14 protein-coding genes, 4 tRNA genes and 1 riboswitch are annotated in these 23,852 nt (G+C 60.4%); of the genes, 15 read left to right on the top strand and 3 right to left on the bottom strand.

The window, feature by feature from the left end; translation table 11 throughout:
- Window positions 1-4: 4 nt before the first annotated feature.
- Window positions 5-7,513, bottom strand: coding sequence for a dermonecrotic toxin domain-containing protein (locus tag CAG25_RS05720; RefSeq protein WP_256575313.1), 7,509 nt, complete (start codon window positions 7,511-7,513; stop codon window positions 5-7).
- A 537-nt stretch (window positions 7,514-8,050) separates the two neighbouring features.
- Here CAG25_RS05720 and CAG25_RS05715 point away from each other — a divergent pair.
- From CAG25_RS05715 to astE, 7 genes are all read left to right on the top strand, one after another.
- On the top strand, window positions 8,051-9,271 hold the full coding sequence (locus CAG25_RS05715) for an aspartate aminotransferase family protein (protein WP_064598809.1): 1,221 nt from the start codon (window positions 8,051-8,053) through the stop codon (window positions 9,269-9,271).
- A gap of 223 nt (window positions 9,272-9,494) precedes the next feature.
- The gene (gene aruF, locus CAG25_RS05710; protein WP_064598807.1) at window positions 9,495-10,514 is read left to right on the top strand and encodes an arginine/ornithine succinyltransferase subunit alpha; all 1,020 of its coding nucleotides are present in this window, start codon (window positions 9,495-9,497) and stop codon (window positions 10,512-10,514) included.
- A 51-nt stretch (window positions 10,515-10,565) separates the two neighbouring features.
- Complete coding sequence (astA, locus tag CAG25_RS05705) at window positions 10,566-11,591, top strand: arginine N-succinyltransferase (protein ID WP_064598805.1); 1,026 nt, start codon at window positions 10,566-10,568, stop codon at window positions 11,589-11,591.
- Complete coding sequence (astD, locus tag CAG25_RS05700; protein ID WP_178076448.1) at window positions 11,588-13,057, top strand: succinylglutamate-semialdehyde dehydrogenase; 1,470 nt, start codon at window positions 11,588-11,590, stop codon at window positions 13,055-13,057. Before astA ends, astD begins: the two co-directional genes overlap by 4 nt.
- Before the next feature lie 73 nt (window positions 13,058-13,130).
- On the top strand, window positions 13,131-14,477 hold the full coding sequence (gene astB / locus CAG25_RS05695; RefSeq protein ID WP_085610732.1) for an N-succinylarginine dihydrolase: 1,347 nt from the start codon (window positions 13,131-13,133) through the stop codon (window positions 14,475-14,477).
- Window positions 14,478-14,540: 63 nt separating this feature from the next.
- Window positions 14,541-14,828 (top strand): topoisomerase II, encoded by a 288-nt coding sequence (locus CAG25_RS05690; protein ID WP_085610731.1) that lies wholly within the window; start codon window positions 14,541-14,543, stop codon window positions 14,826-14,828.
- Between the two features lie 12 nt (window positions 14,829-14,840).
- Window positions 14,841-15,851 carry a succinylglutamate desuccinylase gene (astE, locus tag CAG25_RS05685; RefSeq protein ID WP_007951052.1) on the top strand — a complete coding sequence of 337 codons (1,011 nt, stop codon included), beginning with the start codon at window positions 14,841-14,843 and terminating at the stop codon, window positions 15,849-15,851.
- Between the two features lie 160 nt (window positions 15,852-16,011).
- Here the strand turns inward: astE and CAG25_RS05680 are convergent, their stop codons facing one another.
- Window positions 16,012-16,521, bottom strand: coding sequence for a 6,7-dimethyl-8-ribityllumazine synthase (locus tag CAG25_RS05680; protein ID WP_039772077.1), 510 nt, complete (start codon window positions 16,519-16,521; stop codon window positions 16,012-16,014).
- A 102-nt stretch (window positions 16,522-16,623) separates the two neighbouring features.
- Window positions 16,624-16,795: riboswitch (FMN riboswitch) on the bottom strand.
- Window positions 16,796-16,992: 197 nt separating this feature from the next.
- Between CAG25_RS05680 and ltaE the strand changes: the two genes are divergently transcribed.
- The 8 genes from ltaE (at window position 16,993) to CAG25_RS05640 (ending at window position 23,111) form a co-directional block, all read left to right on the top strand.
- Window positions 16,993-17,997 (top strand): low-specificity L-threonine aldolase, encoded by a 1,005-nt coding sequence (gene ltaE, locus CAG25_RS05675; RefSeq protein ID WP_085610730.1) that lies wholly within the window; start codon window positions 16,993-16,995, stop codon window positions 17,995-17,997.
- Window positions 17,998-18,143: 146 nt separating this feature from the next.
- Entirely contained in the window at window positions 18,144-20,768 is a 2,625-nt protein-coding gene (gene alaS / locus CAG25_RS05670; protein WP_039772080.1) for an alanine--tRNA ligase, read from the top strand.
- 90 nt (window positions 20,769-20,858) lie between these two features.
- Complete coding sequence (locus tag CAG25_RS05665) at window positions 20,859-22,100, top strand: aspartate kinase (RefSeq protein WP_007951048.1); 1,242 nt, start codon at window positions 20,859-20,861, stop codon at window positions 22,098-22,100.
- A 187-nt stretch (window positions 22,101-22,287) separates the two neighbouring features.
- The gene (gene csrA, locus CAG25_RS05660; protein WP_002554426.1) at window positions 22,288-22,476 is read left to right on the top strand and encodes a carbon storage regulator CsrA; all 189 of its coding nucleotides are present in this window, start codon (window positions 22,288-22,290) and stop codon (window positions 22,474-22,476) included.
- 62 nt (window positions 22,477-22,538) lie between these two features.
- A tRNA-Ser gene (locus CAG25_RS05655) sits at window positions 22,539-22,629 on the top strand.
- 107 nt (window positions 22,630-22,736) lie between these two features.
- Window positions 22,737-22,813, top strand: a tRNA-Arg gene (locus CAG25_RS05650).
- Between the two features lie 72 nt (window positions 22,814-22,885).
- Window positions 22,886-22,962 (top strand) — tRNA-Arg (locus CAG25_RS05645).
- Between the two features lie 72 nt (window positions 22,963-23,034).
- Window positions 23,035-23,111, top strand: a tRNA-Arg gene (locus CAG25_RS05640).
- A 19-nt stretch (window positions 23,112-23,130) separates the two neighbouring features.
- Here the strand turns inward: CAG25_RS05640 and CAG25_RS05635 are convergent.
- Window positions 23,131-23,649, bottom strand: a complete 519-nt coding sequence (locus CAG25_RS05635; protein ID WP_085610729.1) for a cell envelope protein SmpA — start codon at window positions 23,647-23,649, stop codon at window positions 23,131-23,133.
- Window positions 23,650-23,852 lie beyond the last annotated feature (203 nt).

Raw genomic sequence — 23,852 nt, 5'->3', positions numbered from 1 at the left:
TTGCTCAGTCCTCCACATTGACCCCGGGCCGTATGACCTGGGGCGGATGATCGAGAATACCGTCGACGTTCAGGGTGTTGCCCGTCTCCTGGAAATAGGCTCGGATGCGGTTCATCGCACGTATGGAAAAGGGGTTGCCACGTAAATCGTAGCGATCACCGACATAGGCCGGTACCTCCATCAGTTCGTCCGGCATTTCGCTGATTTCATTACCTGACAGATCGATTTCCATCCAGTTGAAGTTGCCAAGCGCACCCCTGGGAATTTCGCGGATGCCGGTCGTGCTCAAGTCCAGATCGGTCAGTGCCTGCAGGTTGCTCAGGTCGGGAGCCAGTCCAAGCGGGTTGTCCTGCAGGTGCAAGAGCTCGAGAGTGTGCAGCCCCGCCAAGCCGTTCACATCGTTTGGCGTCAGGGTGATGTTGCATTCCGGCAGGCTCAGCGACGTCAGACGCCCCATCCTGAAGATGGCTTCGGGGACGGTTCTCAGGTCGTAGCCTCGGATATCGAGGCTATCAAGACTGGGGAACGCCTCCAGGAAACGGCCGATGCGCGGCGAGTGATCGCTGACACTGAGCAGGTACAGATCCGATACGTGGCCGAATTGCGCCGTCAGTGTCGGCAGTTCACCTCGCAGCGGCAGGCTCGACGCGAAGCGGTGATCTTCGATATCCGCGCCTTCCAGCGGTGTCTTGCGCCAGCAGGTCAGCAATTCCTCCTTGAAACGCGCACGGTTTTGCTCTTCTTTCAGGCGCTCCGCGGCGTTGAGTGGCTGGCCGCTGATGTCATGGACCGGCAGGTCGGCCTCCCATGCCGCAAGATCACCCAGCAATGTTGCCAGTTCGGTTTCAAGACGTGTCAGTTCGCTCCGCCCATCCGCCAGCGAGCCGTCCAGTCGGTAGATGAAGGCGCTCGCCTGTTCGTCGTCGAGGGCGGGGTGCAGGGTCTGGACTCGGATCAGGTCTGTCATTTCGGCCATGACCCCAAGGTCTTCGCCGTTACGGCGATAGTAAATCTTGATCCGGTCACGGGTGGCGGCATTCAAGGGATTGTCGCCGAAGTCATAGCCATTGCCGACGGCTGCCGGCAAGGCGAAGACATCTTCGGGAAGCTCGGTGATGCGGTTGTTGTTGAGTACAACCGTTTCAAGTGCGGGGTGGTTCAACAGTCCCGTGGGAAGTTCGGTGATGGCCGTCGCCGACAGGTCGAGGTACTCCAGTGCTCGCAGGTTGCGCAAGTCAGGCACCATGCCCAGCGGATTGCGATAGAGATCCAGGCTTTTGAGTCGGGTCAGCATTCCAAGAGCCGTGTGGCCTTCGCTGTCCAGCACCACGTCGCAGTCACTCAATGCCAGCTCCTCGAGTGCAGGCATCCGGGTGATCGATTGTGGAATTCGTCCCAACGCCAGCTCCCGCAGCTCCAGGGTTTCGAGGCCGGGAAAACAGTGCAGAAAGCTGTCATTGATCCGCAGTTGTGAATTGCCGTGTAACGACAGCGCCGTGACGTGGCTGAAGTCAGTGCTCAAGGACGGCATGTCGCCAATGAACGCAAGATTGAGGCTCAGTGTTACAGCCCGTGTTTCCGGATTTTCCTCCAGTCGTTCGCGCCAGAACGCCTCGAGTTCCAGGCGAAAGGCCTCGCGTTCGGCACGCTCGGTATCGCGTTCGATTTGACTGAGTACTTCATCGGTGGCGGGGAAACGCTCGGGAATATCGTTCACCCAGCGGTCCAGCTCGTCGACCAGTTGCCGCCGTTCTGATTCCCAGCGGGCAATTTGTGCACGCCCTTGCTCGATGGTTCCCGGCAGCAGGTACAAGACGCGTTCGGCATCCTCGCGGTCCAGTGACGGGAACAGTTCGATGAGCCGGTCCAGATCTTCGTTGGGCATTGAGACGCCGAAGTTCTGCCGGTGCTGCTGGAAGCAGACTTTGATCCGATCGCGAGTGGCCGCGGTCAGCGGGTTGTCGGCGAAGGTGAATTGTCGGGGGGTGTTCACCGGAATATCGAACAGGTCTTCGGGCAGTTCGCTGATCCGGTTGCGATCGAGGATCGCGACGGTCAGGCGCGGGCGTGTGAGCAGGCCGTCCGGCACGCTGGTCAGTTGGGTATCGACCAGACGCAAATGAGTCAGTGCCGGTAGGCTCTCGAGAGGTGGAGGCGCACCCAGCGGGTTGCGACTCAGATTCAGATACTGCAGGGCATTCAAAGGGGAAAGGATGGTCTGGCCAGGCGAAGTCAGTGACAACCCGCAGTTTTCCAGGATCAGGCGTTGCAGCGAAGGCATTCGTGCGCAGGCTCGCGGGATCTCTGCGAGGTTGAAATCATGCAGCTCCAGATGGCGTAAGCCGGTGAAAGAACCCAGAAAGGCGTCGGTGGCGCTCAGGGTCGTACTTCCATGGACTGACAACTCTGCAATATGGCTGAAGTCCGCCGACAACCGAGGCAGCTCGCCGATGAACGTAAGCGTCGTTATCAGGGTGTCGTGCCGCTGCCTGGGGTTGTCCGAAGACCGCATGTGCCACAACCGCTCCAGTTGGTCGGCAAAGGCTGTTCTCCTGGTGTGCTCGACGAACATCTCTGCCGGGCTCAACAGTTGACCGCTGACCGGATGTGAGGCGGGAATCGCGGTCTTCCATTGTTCGAGGTCCGCGACCAGTTGTTCGATTTCCGCCTTCCAGTGCCTGAGCAGGCTGCGGCCCTGTTCCAGGTCGCCGGGCAAGCCATAGAAGACGTCGCTGGCTTCCTCGGTGTCCAGGGCGGGGAACAGGGCTTTGGTGGCTGCGATATCTGCTGCATCGGCAGGTACGCCGAAATCCGGACCGATTTCCCGAGAGTAGGTCTTGATGCGTTCCCGGGTCTCAGCGCTCAGCGGGTTGCCGGAAAAATCAAATCCTTCGCTGACGGTGGCCGGCAGTTGAAAAAAGTCCTCGGGAAATTCGCTGATCCGATTGTCACTGACGATGGCCGTTCTGAGGTTCGGATGGCGAGTCATGCCGACTGGCGCTTCGTTGATGCCCGTGCTGGAAAGATCGAGGTAGTTGAGTTGGCTCAAGGCGCCGACATCGGGTGAATCGCCCAATGGGTTGCCGGGCAACTCAAGGGAATCCAGCACGGGCATGGCGGCCAGTGCCGCTTGCGCTTCGGCACTGAAAGTCACGCCGCAATTGTTCAAGACCAGCGCTTCGAGGGCTGGAAGGCGGGCGAGCGTTTGCGCAATCCGGTCAAGTGTGAAATCGCGCAGAACCAGCGTAGTCAACCGCGGGAAGCTGGCGAGGAATGAAGATGTGGAGGTGATCGATTTGTTGCCACTCAAGGACAACGTGCGAATGTGGCTGAAATCCGCACTCAGTACGGGCATGTCGCCCATGAATGTTGCCTGCCCAGTCAAGGTTTCGGCCCGTACCAGCGGCTGAGTCGTGGATCGGTGACGCCACAGCCGTTCGAGGCGCCCGGCGAACGTTTCCCTGGCAAAGTGTTCTTCGAGTCGTTCATTGAAGGTCAGTGTCTCGCCACTGAGTGGATTGCGGTCCGGAATGTCCCGGGCCCAGCTGGTCAGGTCCGCGGTCAAACGGGTTATTTCGGCTTCCCATTGATCCAGCTGAAGCCGGCCTTGGGCGAGAGAGCCTGGAAGTCGGTAAATCAGCTCGCTGGCCTGCCGATCGTTAAGGTCGGTGAACAGCATTTTGGTGCGGTCGATCTCGGGTTGTTCTGGCCGCACGCCCATGTAATTGCCGGTGCGGTTGAAATAGACTTTCACCTGTTCGCGCGTGGCGTTGGAAAGTGGATTGCCGGCGAAATCGAATATCGCCCCGGTGCTGGGCGACAGCTCGAACAGCACATCGGGCAGCGAAGTGATCTGATTGCCGGCCAGCCAGGCGCTTCTGATGCGCGGATGATCCAGCAGCCCGGCAGGCAGTGCGGAAATACCGGTGTCCATAAGATTGAGATAGGTCAGCGCAGAAAGGCCGTTGACGTCCATCGTGATACCCAAGGGGTTACCTTGCAGATCGAGCGCCGTCAGTTCGTTGAGTGACGACAGCAGCAGCTGGTTTTGTGGGGTGAGAACGACGCCACATTGGCGCAGTCTCAGTTGTCGCAGCGAGGGCATCGTCTGGAGACTTTGCGGCAGGTCGTCCAGGTCGAAATGGTTCAGGGCCAGGCGTTGCAAGTTTGGGAAACGCTGGAGAAATGCGTCGACGCCGCCGGGATTATCTGTGCCGGTCAGTTCCAGGTTGGTGATGTGATCGAAATTGGCGCTCAGGACGGGCAAGTCCCCCGGCAGTGGCTCTGAAAACAACAGACGGAAACCGATCGCTTCCGGGGTTTCTCTGCGCCAGCATTTGCGCAGAAGATGGGCGAACAGTTGGCGGTCGCGCAGGGTGGCCATCTGTCGGGCGAGGGACGGAGAGAGCCCGGTTTCCGGATTGTTGGGAGCAGCGGCGTGTATCCACTGATTCAGGTCGCTGTCGAGCTGGGCGTATTCGAGGCTGAGCCGCGACAGTTCTGCATTCGCCCCGTCAGGGTGGGCTTGCAGTCGCGCGACCATGTCCTGCAAGTCGCCCTGCAACAGTCTCGGGTACACCTGCCTGATGCGGTTTTCCAGAGTGCGCGGGGTGCGCGGCGTTTCTCGGGCGTAACCTTGTGCCCCGGTCAGGCGCAGAGTCTCGATGGCCGGCGGGGAAGGGGGCTCGTCGACAATCGTCAGGCGCAGATCACTGCGTGGCAGCGGATTGTCACGCAGGGCCTGCCTGAGCTTTTCACCTTCACCGATGTGCAGATTCAATGCCTGGCGCTGGGCGTCCGGCAAGGCTTGCAGAACGCAGGTGTAGAAATCGGCGGTCCCCTGCAACTCCAGGCCCTGCTGGTCATACGGCTTCCATCGACCGTTGGCGTCGAGTACCAGTACCCTCCTGATGGCGGCCGATTCGGGCCCCGTACTGTCGAGCAGTTGTCCTTGCGGGGAGCTGGAACGTACCTCCAGACGTACGTCGCCAGACCAGCCCGGTAATCGCTGGAGGCTGTGCAGCGCCAGGGTGTCGGAGTCGGGATTGCGCACCGAATCCAGCTCCAGCCCTTCGTAGGCGCGAGTCACCCGCAGTTCATGCCGGGCCTCTTGCGCCAGTTCCTGTTGCCGAGCGGGCCAGTTTCCGGCTTCGATCTCCAACAGTTCTGAACCCGTGGCAGTATTGAGCAGCGCTTCGCTGATTTTTGCCGGCAGGCGAGGTTCGTGCAGGGCCACGGTTCTTGCCAGCGGTTCATCGCGGTGTTGAAGCGCCTGATAGCGCGTCTCGAACAAGGCCGTGCGTTCAGTTGTCGCGATCTGCGTCAGACGGGCACGCAGGTTTCGGGTGCGTACTTCGAGGGCGATCACCTGGCCGAATTCCTCTTCAAGCAGCGTATTGATTTCGTGGTTGTCGAGTGTCTGCAGCAGAGTCTTGAGCAAGTCGCCGTCGGTCAGTCTGTTCTCATGGATGTCCGTCAGCGGCAACTGTTGATCGGTGGAGGATTGCCAGACGACGTCGCCCTGTTCGCTGAACAGGCGTAGTCGTCTGCCGGAGGGCCACAGGTGCTGATCCTTGAGAAGCTGGAGTTGAATCAGCGGATCGGCGGTGAGGTAATCCTCGGCCTTGCTGCTGCCGATCCGGTCGATGAAATCCTGCAAGTCCCGATCAATCAGAAAACGCTGGAGACTGTCGGCCAGCAAGGGCGGCATGGGCTCGCGGTTCATGTGCATCCTGCGCAGGACGTCTTCGTCGCAACCGCTGACCTGGAGCAGGCGTTCGCGTCGCGCCGGGGGCAGCGATTCAACACTTGGACCCAGGCGCTGCAATACCGTCGGTCTGTCCCATTCCAGCGGGCGCTCGAGCTCGGTGTGGAAGGCGCCTTCACCGTTGTGGAAAACGGTAGGGCGATACGCGTCCGGTCGGCTCGGATGTTCGATGTACAACTTGTCCGGCTGTCCCGAATGGCTGACGGCGTAGTGCCCCTGTTCGGCCGGCAGCCATTTGCGGCCTTGATACTCATGCAGGCCGGACGGGTCCGGCACGCTTCCATCGGGCGGCAGGGCCTGCTGTTCATAGGGCTTCAGGTCCGGCTTCCAATACTGCGTTTTGCCATTGCGCAACTTGACCGGCCGGAAACGATCGATGAAGGCCACGACGGGGGCCGGCAGTATCCTGGGAAGTTCGGCCAGGGCGATACTGCCGCCAATCCCGAAAGCGCCGAATTGCACCAGGGATTCCAGCGCGGCGAACAACTGTTCGCCGGCCTCGGTGGCCGATCCTTCAGCCCAATCGACAATGCCCTCGAATACCTCGTCGAGAAACTGATAGGCCATGTAAGCCATCATCATTTCACCCAGGAACGGCACGAAGGGCAGCACGACAAACGCGGCAATCTGGAGAATCGACGTCGCCACGCTGACAAAGGAATCCCATCGTGCCCAGCGGGCATTGCGGTCGACGGCCGCGGTCGGGACGGCAAGGGTGGCGGCATCGTTGAGTATCTTGTTCAGCTTGCGTTGGTAAAGGTGTTCCGACAGGTCGCCAGCGATGGCGCTGATCGCCAGTTGCAGCTTGGGGTGCTCGATGGGGGTATCGCGCCAAGTGGGCTGCGGGTTGCCGGGTTCGGGGGCGTGCCATTTCACTTGGCTCAGGCGCCGGTTCAGCTCGGAGAAGAAATGCCCCCGCTGGTCATGGGCGACGAATCCGCTGAAAAATCGCTGATACTGCGGGGAGCGCAACTGACGGGTGAGTTCCTTCTCCAGATCGGCGGTCGAGGCATAGTATTTGACCGGGTGTTCAGGGTCGTCTGGCACGTAGGCCACCACGCCAGCCGGTCTGCTTGCCTGTTCAAGGTCCGGCGCAAAAATCACGATACCTGCCAGCTCTGCCGACATCATCGTCAGATCGTGACAGCGCAGGGTTTGGCCGTTCACCCGCATGCCCTGCAAACCGTCGCTCAGGCCACCGATCAGGCGATACCAGCGTTCGTCGATATCCCGGTTGAGGCGCGCCAGCTCAAGCGCGGCTTTGAGGCCTGCGATCTGGGTCGCCTTGACCTTCGGGGTCAATTCAGCGGCCACGGCAGGATCGGAGATACCGAGGCTGGTTTCAAGGTAGCGCTTGTAGCCTGCGCCGATATCCAGCTCCCGGCACAGGCGAGTGAAAGCAGGAATGCCAATTTGTGTGCCGAGCGCCGGCAGCGTCTCGAACTGTCCCGTGGCGGACGGTTTGCTGATGAAGCAGGAGTCGCTGTCGTAGGCGTCGGCTCGTGTTTCATGTTCTTCGAAGTTGTGCAGCGCCGCGTCCAGCAAGGAAACCGTCCAGACCCGTACGCCGGTGCGGATGGAAAGGCCGGGCGGCGTGATCGGAATATAGAGGCGCAGGAAAGTTTCCTTCACATCCAGCTCAAGACCGTAGCGTGATTTCAACCCGGTTTTCAGCAGGGGTTCGGCAAAAGTGTGGGCGTCCTGCACGCCTTCCAGCAACTGATCGACACTGTTTTGCACCTGCATGTGATCTGCGATGGCGGCGCGTAGCGCGAGGTGTTGTGCCCGTGGTGCCAACTTGAATGTGTCGGGAATTGTTCTGCGCGCATTTTTCAGTGCGTCGCGCCTGGTTTGCGAGGACTTGCCCAGCCATTCAGGGATGCCATTGAGAAGGGGTTGATAGTGTGGCGGCGAATGAAGCGGGGCGTACTCGGAAGCCAGAGGAGGCACAGGTGGTTTTTCGGTCGGTGATTGCATGGTGATTGCGCCTTGGCGTCTGGAAAAGTGCCAAGCGAATCAAAATGCGCACGATGAAGTGCGGTACATAGTTATCGCAGCGACAAGCTGTGGAATTGATATCCTCGCAGGCCTGCTGCAATTGTCGTCGACGGTTTAAACTGCGCCTTTGCGACGGTATATGTCGCATTGCCGTAAACCCGGGAAAATCCGGGGTTTGCGCTATAAGAAGTTGTCGCTTGGCGGCAAGGCCGGGCACAAAACTGTCCTTACAATCCCCCCATCGCTCGCCAGTTTCAGGCGGGTGGCCCTCATCAGGAGACTCCGATGTCCGTTGAGCACGCTGCGGTACAACGCGCCGATTTCGACCAGGTTATGGTTCCCAACTACGCGCCTGCCGCTTTCATTCCGGTGCGTGGCGCCGGTTCCCGCGTCTGGGATCAGGCCGGCCGCGAGCTGATCGACTTCGCCGGCGGTATCGCCGTCAACGTATTGGGTCACGCGCATCCGGCGCTGGTCGGTGCCTTGACCGAGCAAGCGAACAAGCTGTGGCACGTGTCCAACGTGTTCACCAACGAGCCGGCCCTGCGTCTGGCGCACAAGCTGATCGACGCCACCTTTGCCGAGCGCGTGTTCTTCTGCAACTCCGGCGCCGAAGCCAACGAGGCCGCCTTCAAGCTGGCCCGTCGCGTCGCGTTCGACCGTTTCGGCACCGAAAAGTACGAAATCATCGCCGCGCTCAACAGCTTCCACGGCCGTACTTTGTTCACCGTGAACGTCGGTGGCCAGTCGAAGTACTCCGACGGTTTCGGCCCGAAAATCACCGGCATCACCCATGTGCCGTACAACGATCTGGCAGCGCTGAAAGCCGCTGTTTCCGACAAGACCTGCGCGGTTGTTCTGGAGCCGATCCAGGGTGAAGGCGGCGTGCTGCCGGCCGAGCTGGCTTACCTGCAAGGCGCCCGTGAACTGTGCGACGCCAACAACGCGCTGCTGGTGTTCGACGAAGTGCAGACCGGCATGGGCCGCACCGGCAACCTGTTCGCCTACCAGCATTTCGGTGTGGTTCCGGACATCCTGACCAGCGCCAAGAGCCTGGGCGGCGGTTTCCCGATCGCCGCGATGCTGACCACCGAAGCGCTGGCCAAGCATCTGGTCGTCGGCACTCACGGCACCACCTACGGCGGCAACCCGCTCGCGTGCGCCGTGGCTGAAGCGGTGATCGACGTGATCAACACCCCTGAGGTGCTGAACGGCGTCAACGCCAAGCACGACAAGTTCAAGACCCGCCTGCAGCAGATCGGCGAGAAGTACGGCCTGTTCACCCAGGTGCGCGGTCTCGGTCTGCTGATCGGTTGCGTGCTGAGCGATGCCTGGAAAGGCAAGGCCAAGGACATCTTCAACGCCGCCGAACAAGAAGGCCTGATGATTCTGCAGGCCGGCCCGGACGTGATCCGTTTCGCCCCGAGCCTGGTGGTTGAAGACGCGGACATCGACGCCGGTCTGGACCGCTTCGAACGTGCTGCGGCGAAACTGACGCAAGCCTGATAGACCCTTCGGCGTCTGACTTGATCAGGCGCCGAACCCAATTTTGATGCCGGGCAAAATCAAATGTGGGAGCGGGCTTGCTCGCGAAAGCGGTGGGTCAGACAGCGAAAATGTTGACTGACAATCCGCTTTCGCGAGCAAGCCCGCTCCCACACTGATCTCTGTGTATGCAGTAGCTGACCGGTTATTTTTCTGTGAATTGATAAGAGAAAGGAGTGACACCATGCTGGTGATGCGCCCCGCGCAAATGGCTGATCTGGGCGAGGTACAGCGTCTGGCTGCGGACAGCCCGATTGGTGTCACTTCCTTGCCGGATGACGTTGAACGCTTGAGCGACAAGATCGCTGCGAGCGAAGCCTCGTTTGCGGCCGAAGTGAGCTTCAACGGCGAAGAGAGTTACTTCTTCGTCCTCGAAGACACTGCTACCGGCAAACTGGTGGGTTGCTCGGCAATCGTCGCTTCGGCCGGTTATTCCGAGCCGTTCTACAGCTTTCGCAACGAGACCTTCGTGCATGCTTCCCGCGAGCTGAAGATCCACAACAAGATCCACGTCCTCTCGCAATGCCACGACCTGACCGGCAACAGCTTGCTGACCAGTTTCTACGTGCAGCGCGAGCTGGTGGGTTCGCCGTGGGCCGAGCTCAACTCCCGTGGCCGTCTGCTGTTCGTCGCCAGCCACCCGGAGCGGTTCGCCGATTCGGTGGTGACCGAGATCGTCGGTTACAGCGACGAGAACGGCGACTCGCCATTCTGGGACGCCATCGGTCGCAACTTCTTCGATCTGAACTACGCCGAGGCCGAACGTCTGTGTGGCCTGAAAAGCCGTACGTTCCTCGCCGAGCTGATGCCGCACTACCCGATCTACGTGCCGCTACTGCCGGACTCCGCTCAGGAAGCGATGGGCCAGGTACACCCGCGTGCGCAGATCACCTTCGACATCCTGATGCGTGAAGGCTTCGAGACCGATCACTACATCGACATCTTTGACGGTGGCCCGACCCTGCATGCGCGTGTTTCGGGGATCCGTTCGATCGCCCAGAGCCGTGTGGTGCCGGTGAAGCTCGGCGAGCCGGTCAAAGGTGCCGGGCGCCAGTATCTGGTGGCCAACGCCCAGTTGCAGGATTACCGCGCGGTATTGCTGGAGCTGGATTACGCGCCGGGCAAACCGGTGACCCTGGATCTGGAAGCGGCCGAAGCCCTGGGCGTCGGTGAAGGTGCCAGCGTGCGCCTGGTGGCGGTTTAACGCCTTAGCGAGTTTCACGGGTGGCCACGGCGGCCCGTTTGAGGAGATAGCATGATTGTTCGTCCCGTACGCAGCAGCGATTTGTCCGCTCTGATCGACCTGGCCCGCAGCACCGGCACCGGCCTGACCACATTGCCGGCCAACGAAGAGCGCCTGACCCACCGGGTCGGCTGGGCCGAGAAGACCTTTCGCGGTGAAGCCGGCCGTGGCGACGCGGACTACCTGTTCGTGCTCGAAGACGACAACGGTCGCGTGGTGGGGATTTCCGCCATCGCCGGCGCCGTCGGTCTGCGCGAGCCTTGGTACAACTTCCGCGTCGGCCTGACCGTCAGCGCCTCGCAGGAGCTGAACATCTATCGCGAGATCCCGACGCTGTTCCTGGCCAACGACCTGACCGGCAACTCCGAGCTGTGCTCGCTGTTCCTGCACGCCGATTACCGCACCGGCCTCAACGGCCGCATGTTGTCCAAGGCGCGGATGCTGTTCATCGCCGAATTCCCGCAACTGTTCGGCAACAAGATCATTGCCGAGATGCGCGGCGTGTCGGATGACGCCGGTCGTTCGCCGTTCTGGGAAAGCCTGGGCCGGCACTTCTTCAAGATGGAATTCAGCCAGGCCGATTACCTGACCGGCGTCGGCAACAAGGCGTTCATCGCCGAACTGATGCCGAAATTCCCGCTGTACACCTGCTTCCTGTCGCCGGACGCGCGCAACGTCATCGGCCAGGTGCACCCGGACACCGAGCCCGCGCTGGCGATGCTCAAGAGCGAAGGCTTCAGCTATCAGGGTTACGTCGACATCTTCGACGCCGGCCCGGCCATCGAGTGCGAGACCAGCAAGATCCGCGCGGTGCGTGACAGCGAGGCGCTGGTGCTGGCCATCGGCACGCCGGGCGACGACGCCACGCCGTTCATCATCCATAACCGCAAACGCGAAGATTGCCGCATCACGGCGGCGCCGGCCCGTCTGGCCGCCGGCACCCTGGTGGTCGATCCGCTGACCGCCAAACGTCTTCAACTCAACGCTGGCGATCAGGTGCGCGCCGTGGCGTTGTCCGCTGCCCGGGAGTCGAAATAATGAATTCGCTATACATCGCAGGTGAGTGGCTGGCCGGTCAGGGCGAGGCCTTTCAATCGCTGAACCCGGTAACCCAGCAAGTGCTGTGGTCGGGGGAGGGCGCCACTGCCACTCAGGTCGAGTCGGCCGTGCAGGCTGCGCGTCAGGCGTTCCCAAGCTGGGCCCGTCGTACCCTGGAAGATCGCATCAGCGTGCTCGAAGCGTTCGCCGCCGCGCTGAAAAACCACGCTGATGAGCTGGCCCGCACCATCGGTGAGGAAACCGGCAAACCGCTGTGGGAAGCCGCGACCGAAGTCACCAGCATGGTCAACAAGATCGCGATCTCGGTGCAGAGCTACCGCGAACGGACCGGCGAGAAGAGCGGCCCGTTGGGCGACGCCACCGCCGTGTTGCGCCACAAGCCGCACGGCGTAGTCGCGGTGTTCGGCCCTTACAACTTCCCTGGCCATTTGCCGAATGGCCACATCGTGCCGGCGCTGCTGGCCGGTAACAGCGTGCTGTTCAAGCCAAGCGAGCTGACCCCGAAAGTCGCCGAGCTGACGGTCAAGTGCTGGATCGAAGCCGGTCTGCCGGCCGGTGTCCTGAACCTGCTGCAAGGCGCCCGCGAAACCGGTATCGCACTGGCGGCGAACCCGGGCATCGACGGTCTGTTCTTCACCGGTTCCAGCCGTACCGGCAATCACCTGCATCAGCAATTCGCCGGTCGTCCGGACAAGATTCTTGCGCTGGAAATGGGCGGCAACAACCCGTTGGTGGTCGATCAGGTCGCTGATCTTGATGCGGCGGTTTACACGATCATTCAGTCGGCGTTCATTTCCGCCGGTCAGCGTTGCACCTGCGCCCGTCGTCTGCTGGTGCCGCAAGGCGCGTGGGGCGACAGCCTGCTCAAGCGTCTGGTGGAAGTCAGCTCGACCATCGAGGTCGGCGCGTTCGACCAGCAGCCGGCGCCATTCATGGGCTCGGTGGTTTCCCTTGGCGCGGCGAAAGCGTTGATGGATGCCCAGGCGCATCTGCTGGCCAATGGCGCGGTGTCGTTGCTGGCGATGACTCAGCCGCAGGCGCAGTCGGCGCTGCTGACTCCGGGCATCGTTGATGTGACGGCGGTTGCCGATCGTTCCGACGAAGAACTGTTCGGTCCGCTGCTGCAAGTAATTCGCTACAGCGATTTCGAAGCCGCGATTGCCGAAGCCAACGACACTGCATTCGGTCTGGCCGCTGGCTTGCTGTCGGATTCCGAAGAGCGCTATCAGCAGTTCTGGCTGGAAAGCCGTGCCGGGATCGTCAACTGGAACAAGCAACTGACGGGGGCTGCGAGCAGCGCACCGTTCGGCGGTGTCGGCGCTTCGGGCAACCATCGCGCCAGCGCCTACTACGCGGCGGATTACTGCGCGTACCCGGTAGCCTCGCTGGAAACTCCAAGCCTGGTGTTGCCGGCGGCCCTGACGCCTGGCGTGAAGATGGTGTGAGGCGCGTCGCGCCTCGATTGCACTCGATTGTTATTTGATGCCTATAAAAACAGATTCTCGTGGAGCCTCGCTGATGAAATCCTATGAAGTCAATTTTGACGGTCTAGTGGGGCCGACCCATAACTACGGTGGTCTGTCCTACGGCAACGTTGCGTCCCAGAGCAACAGCCAGCAATCCTCGAACCCCAAGGAAGCGGCGCTGCAAGGTCTGGCGAAAATGAAAGCGCTGATGGAAATGGGCTTTCAGCAAGGCGTGCTCGCACCGCAGGAGCGTCCGGACGTGGCTGCTTTGCGCCGTTTGGGTTTCAGCGGTACCGACGCTCAGGTGATCGAGCGCGCCGCCAAAGAAGCGATGCCGCTGCTGGTCGCCAGTTGCTCGGCGTCGAGCATGTGGGTGGCCAACGCCGCCACGGTCAGCCCGAGTGCCGACACCGCTGACGGTCGCGTGCATTTCACCGCCGCCAACCTGAACTGCAAATATCACCGCAGCATCGAGCACCCGACCACCAGTCGTGTGCTGGGCGCGATGTTCGCCAACCAGCAGCACTTCGCACACCACGCCGCATTGCCGGCGGTGGCGCAGTTCGGCGACGAAGGCGCAGCGAACCACACGCGTTTCTGCCGTGAGTACGGCGAGGCTGGCGTCGAGTTCTTCGTGTTCGGTCGCAGTGCGTTCGACACCCGCTATCCGGCACCGCAAAAGTATCCGGCGCGCCAGACCCTCGAAGCCTCGCAAGCAGTCGCTCGTTTGCACGGCCTGCGTGACGATGGCGTGGTCTACGCGCAGCAGAATCCGGCCGTTATCGACCAAGGCGTGTTCCACAACGACGTGATCGCGGTGGGCAACGGCGAGGTGCTGTTCTATCACGAGGACGCGTTCCTCGACACCGATCAGATGCTGGCCGAACTGCAAGCCAAACTGGCCAAGGTCGGCGGCAAGTTCCAGTCGGTCTGTGTGCCGCGTTCGGCGGTCACCGTGGACGACGCCGTGCGTTCCTACCTGTTCAACAGCCAGCTGCTGTCGCGCCCTGACGGTTCGATGCTGCTGATCGTGCCGGAAGAATGCCGTGGCAACGAGCGCGTGTGGAATTACCTGCAAGGCCTGACCAGCTCCGGCGGCCTGATCCGTGAAGTGAAAGTCTTCGACCTCAAGCAAAGCATGCAGAACGGCGGTGGCCCGGCGTGCCTGCGACTGCGCGTCGCGCTCAACGAAACCGAGCTGGCGGCCGTCAACCCAGGGGTTATCATGACCGCCCCGTTGTACGGTTCGTTGACCGCATGGGTTGAAAAGCACTACCGCGACCGCCTGACCGAAAACGATCTGGCGGATCCGCAGTTGCTGCTTGAATGCCGGACGGCACTGGATGAACTGACGCAAATCCTTAAACTGGGCGCGGTTTATCCATTCCAGATCAATTGATGGCCGGCGCGCCGCCTGAACGCGGCGCGCGGCTTTTCTCCCCCAACAGAGCGTAAAAAAGACATGAGCGATTCCCTGCGGCTGATCCTTGAAGACACCGACGGCAAGCAACTGGAAACTTCCTGCACCCGCGTCGCGGTCATGTGGCAAGGCAAAGAGCTGTGGATCCAGCAGGACGGCCGCGGCCAACTGCTGATCGGCGTGGACGTCGAAGAGGGCGACGAAGAGTACGCCAACCTGCTGTTGCGCCCATTGGCGACTAATCTGGTAAGTCTGCAACTGGAGATGGAACCGGCTGACCTCGGCGACGACGGCCACGTGCACGGCCCGGATTGCAACCACGACCACTAAGGAAACCGCTCTATGCTCGCCCTCGGCAAACTGCTTGAACTGACCCTCGCCGGCCGCGAACCGGCGGAGAAGACTCAACTGACTGTCGAAGGCGTGCGCATGCGCTGGTTGAGCGAGGGTGCGCTGGAAGTCCGGCCACCCGAAGCGCGCGACAATGGCCTGGACCTGCTGCTGTCGGCAGGCATCCACGGCAACGAAACGGCACCGATCGAATTGCTCGACCGGTTGCTGCATGACATCGCTCGCGGCGATCTGAAGCCGCGCGCACGTATTCTGTTCCTGTTCGGCAACCCGGAAGCGATTCGCAAGGGCGAGCGTTTCGTCGAGCAGGACGTCAATCGGCTGTTCAATGGCCGTCACGAACAAAGCAGCGGTTCCGAAGCCCTGCGTGCCTGCGAGCTGGAACGGCTGGCGGCGAGTTTCTTCAGTCTTCCTGATCGTCAGCGCCTGCACTACGACCTGCACACGGCGATTCGCGGTTCGAAGATCGAGCAGTTCGCTTTGTATCCGTGGAAGGAAGGTCGCCAGCATTCCCGTCTTGAACTGGCCCGTCTGCGCGCCGCCGGCATGGAAGCGGTGCTGTTGCAGAACAAACCGTCGATCGTGTTCAGCTCCTACACCTACGACAAGCTGGGGGCCGAGTCCTTTACCCTGGAACTGGGCAAGGCGCGACCATTCGGGCAGAACGCCGGGGTCAATGTGTCGCTGCTGGAAACCCGTCTGAAGCAGATCATCGAAGGCACCGAGCCAGAGATGGCCGAGCAGGGTCTGGATGGTCTGCAACTGTTCAGCGTGGCCCGGGAAATCATCAAGCACAGCGATGCGTTCCGCCTGAACCTGCCGGCGGACATCGAAAACTTTTCGGAACTGGATGTGGGTTATGTGCTGGCCGAAGATCTGGCCAATACCCGCTGGATCATCGAAGAGCAGGGCGCGCGGATTATCTTCCCCAATCCCAAGGTCAAGAACGGCCTGCGAGCGGGCATTCTGATCGTGCCGACCACTGACGAAAATCTTGCCTGACCCTATTTTCGGTTCGACATAAACCACTGTGGGAGCGGGCTTGCTTGCGAAGGCGGTGTGTCAGTGACACATCTATTACTGACACACCGCCTTCGCGAGCAAGCCCGCTCCCACATTTGGATTTGAGTGAGGCTGAGACCTCACTCAGTTCCGGATCGGTTTACACCGCAACTGCACGCGGCTCGGTACGACGCAACGCACGCACTTTCTGCAACGTATCGGCGCAGGTCTTCGCCGCTTCCTGACCCTTGTGCACGAAATGCTCGAAGAAGAACTTCTGGTGTTCTTCGCCGGCATGGAAGTGGTGCGGGGTCAGCGACACCGAAAACACCGGTACTTCGGTTTCCAGCTGCACCTGCATCAGGCCGCTGACCACCGACTGGGCGACGAACTCGTGACGGTAGATCCCGCCGTCCACCACCAGGGCCGCCGCAACGATACCGGCATAACGACCGGTCTTGGCCAGCAGCTTGGCGTGCAGGGGCATTTCAAAGGCGCCGCCGACTTCAAAGAAATCGATGTCCGATTCCTGATAGCCCTGAGCGATCATTTCGGCGAGGAAGCCTTTACGGCTCTGGTCGACAATTTCCTTGTGCCAGCAGGCCTGGATGAACGCGACGCGCTCGCCGTGAGGGTGTTTGCTTTTGCTGTCGATAGCGGTGGGTTGCATGTTCTGACTCCTGTTTGTGTGAAAAACAGGGCGTTATGAATCGAAAGGGATTCAAGGGTACGCACGCTCGCGCATACACGGCGGACGGCCCTTTGGCGTCAATCCCGTTCTCTCTTCATCCGGACTGTGACCGTCGGCCCCGGAATCACACCGGGTCTGCTGACCTTGCCGCCGCTCACGGCTTTTGCCGTGCCCGTCACCAAGCGCTCGCGGGCTATGCGCATTGCGCGCAATTACCGCCGGTGGGGAATTGCACCCCGCCCTGAGAACGTTTCGCCGCCCTTTATCGGGCGGCGCAGCGTTTTTAACACAGATTGCCAGGCCGTGCATTGCGCCTTTGTGATGATTGCCATCGGATTATTCGAAGCGTGAAAACGACTTTTCCTTGCGCAAGGGTTGATTAATCCGCGCCATGCCCGCAGTAATTCGTCTTCGAAAAGGGATTTTCCCTGCTGACTTGAGGCCAGGTTCATGAGCGTTATCGATCTTCGCAGCGACACCGTCACTCAACCGACCCCCGCCATGCTCGACGCGATGACCCGCGCCGACACCGGCGATGACGTGTATGGCGAAGATCCGACGGTCAATCGTCTGGAAGCCGAACTGGCAAAACGGCTGGGTTTTGCTGCGGCGCTGTTTGTCCCGACCGGCACCATGAGCAATTTGCTGGGCTTGATGGCGCACTGCGAGCGTGGTGACGAGTACATCGTCGGCCAGCAGGCGCACACCTATAAGTACGAGGGTGGCGGCGCAGCGGTGCTCGGCTCGATCCAGCCACAGCCGCTGGAAGTGCAGGCCGATGGTTCGCTGGACCTGGATCAGGTGGCAGCGGCGATCAAGCCTGATGATTTCCACTTCGCCCGCACCCGCCTGCTGGCGCTGGAAAACACCATGCAGGGCAAAGTGCTGCCGCTGGACTATCTGGCCCGGGCCCGTCAGTTCACTCAGGACAATGGCCTTCAGCTGCATCTGGACGGCGCGCGGCTGTACAACGCGGCGGTCAAGCTCGGAGTCGATGCCCGGGAAATCACCCAGTATTTCGATTCGGTCTCGGTGTGCCTGTCCAAAGGCCTCGGCGCGCCGGTCGGTTCGGTGCTGTGCGGTTCGTCGGCGTTGATTGCAAAGGCCCGGCGCCTGCGCAAAATGGTCGGTGGCGGCATGCGTCAGGCCGGACTGCTGGCGGCGGCGGGGCTGTATGCGCTGGATCACAATGTCGAACGTCTGGCCGATGACCATGCCAACGCACAGTTGCTGGCTGAAGGCTTGCGCGAGGCCGGTTTCAGTGTCGAGCCGGTGCAGACCAACATGGTTTACGTGCAGATGGGCGACCGTGCCGAGGCGATCAAGGCATTTGCCGCCGAGCGCGGGATCAAGTTGAGCGCTGCCGCCCGGCTGCGGATGGTCACGCACATGGACGTCAATCGCTCGCAAATCGAGCAAGTGATCGCGACATTCGTCGAGTTTTCGCGCAAGTGACAGCGTTAGCGGCCCAATTGACCGTTTCTATCGTATAAACACGCTGTACCCCGCGCGCAGGGCCGATATAATGCGGCCCTTTGCCGTCGTTTCGTCTGTTGACGTTTCGTACAGGCCTTTGGCCGCAGCCTCCGTGGAAGAACCTAATGAAAAGCGCAGAAATCCGTGAAGCCTTCCTTCGCTTCTTCGAAGAGCAAGGCCACACCCGTGTAGCCTCCAGCTCTTTGATTCCGGGCAACGACCCCACCCTGCTGTTCACCAACGCGGGGATGAACCAGTTCAAGGACTGCTTCCTGGGCCAGGAAAAGCGCGCGTACACCCGCGCCGTCTCCAGCCAGAAATGCGTGCGCGCCGGCGGCAAGCACAACGACCTGGAAAACGTCGGTTACACCGCCCGTCACCACACCTTCTTCGAAATGCTGGGTAACTTCAGCTTCGGCGACTACTTCAAGCGTGATGCCATCACCTACGCCTGGAACTTCCTGACCTCCGAGAAGTGGCTGAACCTGCCGAAGGAAAAGCTGTGGGTCACCGTCTACGCCAGCGATGACGAGGCTTACGACATCTGGACCAAGGAAGTCGGTGTGCCGGCCGAGCGCATGGTGCGCATCGGCGACAACAAAGGCGCGCCTTACGCGTCCGACAACTTCTGGACCATGGGCGATACCGGCCCGTGCGGTCCTTGCACCGAGATTTTCTACGATCACGGCGCCGACATCTGGGGCGGCCCACCGGGCTCGCCGGAAGAAGACGGCGACCGTTACATCGAAATCTGGAACAACGTGTTCATGCAGTTCAACCGCACCGCCGATGGCGTGTTGCACCCGCTGCCAGCGCCGTCGGTGGACACCGGCATGGGTCTTGAGCGGATCAGTGCCGTGCTGCAGCACGTTCACTCGAACTATGAAATCGACCTGTTCCAGAGCCTGCTGGCCGCATCGGCCAAGGCCATCGGCTGCAGCAATGACAATCAGGCGTCGCTGAAAGTCGTGGCGGACCACATCCGTTCCTGCGGCTTCCTGATTGCCGACGGCGTGCTGCCGTCCAACGAGGGTCGCGGTTATGTGCTGCGCCGGATCATCCGTCGCGCCTGCCGTCACGGCAACAAGCTGGGCGCCAAGGGCAGCTTCTTCTACCAGATCGTTGCCGCACTCGTGGCCGAGATGGGCGAAGCGTTCCCGGAACTGAAATCCCAGCAGGCGCATATCGAGCGCGTACTGAAGGCCGAAGAAGAGCAGTTCGCCAAGACCCTGGAGCAGGGCCTGAAAATCCTCGAGCAGGATCTGGCCGAGCTCAAAGGCGACGTGGTGCCGGGCGACGTGGTGTTCAAGCTCTACGACACCTACGGTTTCCCGATGGACCTGACCGCGGACATCGCCCGCGAGCGCAGCCTGACCATCGACGAAGCCGGTTTCGAGCGTGAAATGGAAGCCCAGCGCGTCCGTGCACGTTCCGCCAGCTCGTTCGGTCTGGACTACAACAGCCTGGTCAAGGTAGACGTCGACACCGAATTCACCGGTTACCACGCCACCAGCGGTTCGGCAAAAGTCGTTGCGCTCTATAAAGATGGCCAGTCCGTGGACGTCTTGAGTGAAGGGCAGGAAGGCGTTGTGGTGCTGAACCAGACCCCGTTCTACGCCGAATCCGGCGGCCAGGTTGGCGATTGCGGTTACCTGCAGGCCGGCAACAGCCGTTTCGACGTGCGCGACACCACCAAGACCGGCGGCGCGTTCCTGCACCACGGTGTACTGGCGTCGGGCAGCCTGATCGTTGGCGCACCGGTGGAAACCCACGTCGAAGCCGACGTGCGTCACGCCACTTCGCTGAACCACTCGGCCACTCACTTGCTGCACGCTGCGCTGCGCAAAGTGCTGGGCGACCACGTTCAACAGAAGGGCTCGCTGGTCGACAGTCAGCGCCTGCGTTTCGACTTCAGTCACTTCGAAGCGATCAAGCCTGAGCAGATCAAGGCGCTGGAAGACATCGTCAACGCCGAGATCCGCAAGAACTCCGCCGTTGAAACCGAAGAAACCGACATCGAAACCGCCAAGCAGAAAGGCGCGATGGCGCTGTTCGGCGAGAAGTATGGCGACAACGTGCGCGTGCTGAGCATGGGCGGTGATTTCTCCGTCGAACTGTGCGGCGGTATCCACGCCAACCGTACCGGCGACATCGGCCTGCTGAAAATCATCAGCGAAGGCGGTGTGGCATCGGGCGTGCGTCGTATCGAAGCGGTCACTGGCGCTGCGGCGCTGGCTTACTTGAACGCTGCTGAAGAACAACTCAAGGAAGCGGCCAGCCTGGTCAAGGGCAGCCGCGACAACCTGATCGACAAGCTGTCGGCGGTGCTGGAGCGCAACCGTGCGCTTGAAAAGCAGCTCGAGCAGTTGCAGGCCAAGGCTGCCGCCGCTGCGGGCGACGATCTGTCGGCTTCGGCTGTGGACGTCAAGGGCGTGAAAGTGCTGGCCGTGCGTCTGGATGGTCAGGACGGCAAGGCGCTGCTGGCGCTGGTCGATCAGCTGAAAAACAAACTCGGCCGCGCAGTGATCCTGCTCGGCAGTGTCCATGAGGAAAAGGTCGTACTGGTCGCAGGCGTGACCAAGGACCTGACTGGCCAACTCAAAGCCGGTGATTTGATGAAACAGGCTGCTGCGGCAGTGGGCGGGAAGGGCGGTGGTCGTCCGGACATGGCGCAGGGCGGCGGTGTCGACGCCGGCGCACTGGATGGCGCACTGGCGCTGACCGTTCCATTCGTCGAGCAGGGTTTATAAGACGGCCCGTCGGGCCCGCAGTCTAGTGGCGGGCCCGGCGGCTGTTCGAGTGATTATTGGGCGCCCTTCATGGGCAGAGGCGGCTTTGAAATGGCTTTGATCGTACAGAAATTTGGAGGCACCTCGGTCGGCACTGTCGAGAGAATCGAGCAGGTCGCCGACAAGGTTAAGAAATTCCGCGATGCCGGCGATGACCTGGTGGTTGTGCTGTCTGCAATGAGCGGCGAGACCAACCGTCTGATCGATCTGGCCAAGCAAATCAGTGGCGAAGATCAACCGGTTCCGCGCGAACTGGATGTGATCGTTTCCACAGGTGAGCAGGTGACGATCGCCCTGTTGGCCATGGCGCTGATCAAGCGCGGTGTGCCGGCGGTGTCGTACACCGGCAACCAGGTGCGGATCCTGACGGACAGTGCGCACAATAAAGCGCGTATCTTGCAGATCGATGACCAGAAGATTCGCGGTGACCTGAAAGCAGGTCGCGTGGTGGTGGTCGCCGGTTTCCAGGGCGTCGACGAGCACGGCAATATCACGACCCTGGGTCGTGGCGGTTCCGACACCACCGGCGTGGCGCTGGCCGCTGCGCTGAAGGCTGATGAGTGCCAGATCTACACCGACGTCGATGGTGTCTATACCACTGACCCGCGCGTGGTATCGGTTGCTCAGCGTCTGGACAAGATCACCTTCGAAGAGATGCTGGAAATGGCCAGCCTCGGTTCCAAGGTGTTGCAGATCCGCGCGGTGGAGTTCGCCGGCAAGTACAACGTTCCGCTGCGCGTACTGCACAGCTTCAAGGAGGGTCCGGGCACCCTCATTACTATTGATGAAGAGGAAACCATGGAACAGCCGATCATTTCCGGCATCGCTTTCAATCGCGATGAAGCCAAGCTGACCATCCGTGGCGTGCCAGACACCCCGGGCGTGGCGTTCAAGATTCTCGGCCCGATCAGTGCCGCGAACATCGAAGTCGACATGATCGTGCAGAACGTCGCGCACGATAACACTACCGACTTCACCTTCACCGTGCACCGCAACGACTACCAGTCCGCGCAAACCGTGCTGGAAAACACCGCTCGCGAGATCGGTGCCCGTGAAGTGGTTGGCGACACCAAGATTGCCAAGGTCTCGATCGTCGGCGTCGGCATGCGTTCCCACGCAGGCGTGGCCAGCCGCATGTTTGAATCCCTGGCAAAGGAAAGCATCAACATCCAGATGATCTCGACCTCGGAAATCAAGGTTTCCGTGGTGATCGAAGAGAAGTACCTGGAACTGGCCGTGCGCGCCCTGCACACGGCTTTCGAGCTCGACGCTCCGGCCCGTCAGGGCGAGTGATGCGTTGTCTGAAGGGCGCGGTCTGACCGCGCCCTTTATTTTTTGAATGGCGCGAGCCCCCGAACTGTTCTTTTGCTCGCGCTGGTCAATACTCAGGCATGTAGGGCTACGATCGCTCCGGTTGTAGGTCGGGTGCCTTTTTTTTGCAGACTGTTGTCCCTGAAATGATTCGCGTGAGGAGAAAGGTATGCTGATTCTGACTCGTCGGTGCGCAGAAAGCCTGATTATCGGTGATGGCGAAATCACCGTGACCGTGCTCGGCGTCAAAGGAAATCAAGTGCGTATCGGCGTCAACGCCCCGAAAGAGGTGGCCGTGCACCGTGAAGAAATCTATCTGCGTATAAAGAAAGAGAAGGACGAAGAACCAAGCCATTAATTTTTATCGATTTTTATGTTTGCAAACGGGGAAGAAGGTGGTTAATATACGCCCCGTGTTGCGGAGAGCTGGCCGAGTGGCCGAAGGCGCTCCCCTGCTAAGGGAGTACACCTCAAAAGGGTGTCGGGGGTTCGAATCCCCCGTTCTCCGCCATTATTTGCTTAGTACGTTGTAATCTGGCTTTTTCTGTAAGTTGTTGAATTTATTAGAAAAAGTGGTTGGAATAGAGATTAGACGGGCTATAATGCGGCGCAACAAATGCACTCGTAGCTCAGCTGGATAGAGTACTCGGCTACGAACCGAGCGGTCACAGGTTCGAATCCTGTCGAGTGCACCATTTAAGAGTCAATTGCAGCGATGTAAATGACTCGGTTTCAACCAGTTGTGATCTGGTCTAAAAACACAAAATGCACTCGTAGCTCAGCTGGATAGAGTACTCGGCTACGAACCGAGCGGTCACAGGTTCGAATCCTGTCGAGTGCACCATTTAAGAGTCAGTTGCAGCGATGCGGATGACTTGGTTACAGCCAGTTGTGGTCTGGTCTAAAAACACAAATTGCACTCGTAGCTCAGCTGGATAGAGTACTCGGCTACGAACCGAGCGGTCACAGGTTCGAATCCTGTCGAGTGCACCATATACCGAAAAGCCCGCGTTTAACGCGGGCTTTTTGCTGTCCTGGATTTGGCTTTTCCTGTCACGCATCCTTTCTCATCAAAATCGATTTGAGCACTGCGCCCTCGCTTGAGGTCGTAACGATAACTCGTTGCCGAATTGCGGATGCTCACCTTGTCGGGTTTGCCCAAAGCGCTTTCAACATCCTGTTGGCTCATGCCGGCGATGATTCGTTGATTGATGATCGCCTCGCGCTTCTGTCGTGCGTCGATCAGATCTCCGCATTTGTCCTGGGTGCGCCCAACGACGGCCATTTCTCGTTTTCTGATATTCATACCGGATATTTCTTCATGCCGGGCTTCGGGTATCAGGTTGACTGTCGAGCCTGGCGAGTAGGGGCGAACTTCCTGCAACGAAAGGTGCTCGTCGTTCGCACAGCTCAGCGTTGTGAACGTGACGCTACCATCAGAAGCTTCGCAGCGATGAAGTGTCGTTGCGTTCCCGATGGTGGGCAGGCAGAGCAGGGTGGTCAGCATGAATCGGGATGTTTTCGATGGCATTCGGCGTCCTCCATGACGATCCTTCTCAAGCTTAGCCGGCAGTTTTTTCACCGCCGGTGTGTTTTCTTTTCAGGATGAGTCGTCGCAGTGTGAAGGATCAGGACAGCGCTCAGCTTTGTCTCGCAAGCGCTTGTTTCAGCCACGATTTTTTAACGTTTAAAACCGTCAGGCGGTGTATCATTGCGCCCGTCAGCCCCGCCGGG

This window comes from Pseudomonas sp. B16(2017), assembly GCF_002113205.1.
GTDB classification, from domain to species: domain Bacteria; phylum Pseudomonadota; class Gammaproteobacteria; order Pseudomonadales; family Pseudomonadaceae; genus Aquipseudomonas; species Aquipseudomonas pharyngis.
The sequence above is the reverse complement of the archived record's forward strand: the minus strand, read 5'-3'. Positions and strand labels throughout refer to the sequence as shown.

What these genes read in the sequence shown, in the direction of transcription:
- csrA (WP_002554426.1), top strand. Translation starts at nt 22,288, where the DNA reads ATGCTGATTCTGACTCGTCGGTGCGCAGAAAGCCTGATTATCGGTGAT.
- CAG25_RS05635 (WP_085610729.1), bottom strand. Translation starts at nt 23,649, where the DNA reads ATGCCATCGAAAACATCCCGATTCATGCTGACCACCCTGCTCTGCCTG.
- CAG25_RS05665 (WP_007951048.1), top strand. Translation starts at nt 20,859, where the DNA reads ATGGCTTTGATCGTACAGAAATTTGGAGGCACCTCGGTCGGCACTGTC.
- astB (WP_085610732.1), top strand. Translation starts at nt 13,131, where the DNA reads ATGAAATCCTATGAAGTCAATTTTGACGGTCTAGTGGGGCCGACCCAT.
- astA (WP_064598805.1), top strand. Translation starts at nt 10,566, where the DNA reads ATGATTGTTCGTCCCGTACGCAGCAGCGATTTGTCCGCTCTGATCGAC.
- CAG25_RS05680 (WP_039772077.1), bottom strand. Translation starts at nt 16,521, where the DNA reads ATGCAACCCACCGCTATCGACAGCAAAAGCAAACACCCTCACGGCGAG.
- CAG25_RS05720 (WP_256575313.1), bottom strand. Translation starts at nt 7,513, where the DNA reads ATGCAGGTGCAAAACAGTGTCGATCAGTTGCTGGAAGGCGTGCAGGAC.
- CAG25_RS05690 (WP_085610731.1), top strand. Translation starts at nt 14,541, where the DNA reads ATGAGCGATTCCCTGCGGCTGATCCTTGAAGACACCGACGGCAAGCAA.
- ltaE (WP_085610730.1), top strand. Translation starts at nt 16,993, where the DNA reads ATGAGCGTTATCGATCTTCGCAGCGACACCGTCACTCAACCGACCCCC.
- aruF (WP_064598807.1), top strand. Translation starts at nt 9,495, where the DNA reads ATGCTGGTGATGCGCCCCGCGCAAATGGCTGATCTGGGCGAGGTACAG.
- alaS (WP_039772080.1), top strand. Translation starts at nt 18,144, where the DNA reads ATGAAAAGCGCAGAAATCCGTGAAGCCTTCCTTCGCTTCTTCGAAGAG.
- CAG25_RS05715 (WP_064598809.1), top strand. Translation starts at nt 8,051, where the DNA reads ATGTCCGTTGAGCACGCTGCGGTACAACGCGCCGATTTCGACCAGGTT.
- astE (WP_007951052.1), top strand. Translation starts at nt 14,841, where the DNA reads ATGCTCGCCCTCGGCAAACTGCTTGAACTGACCCTCGCCGGCCGCGAA.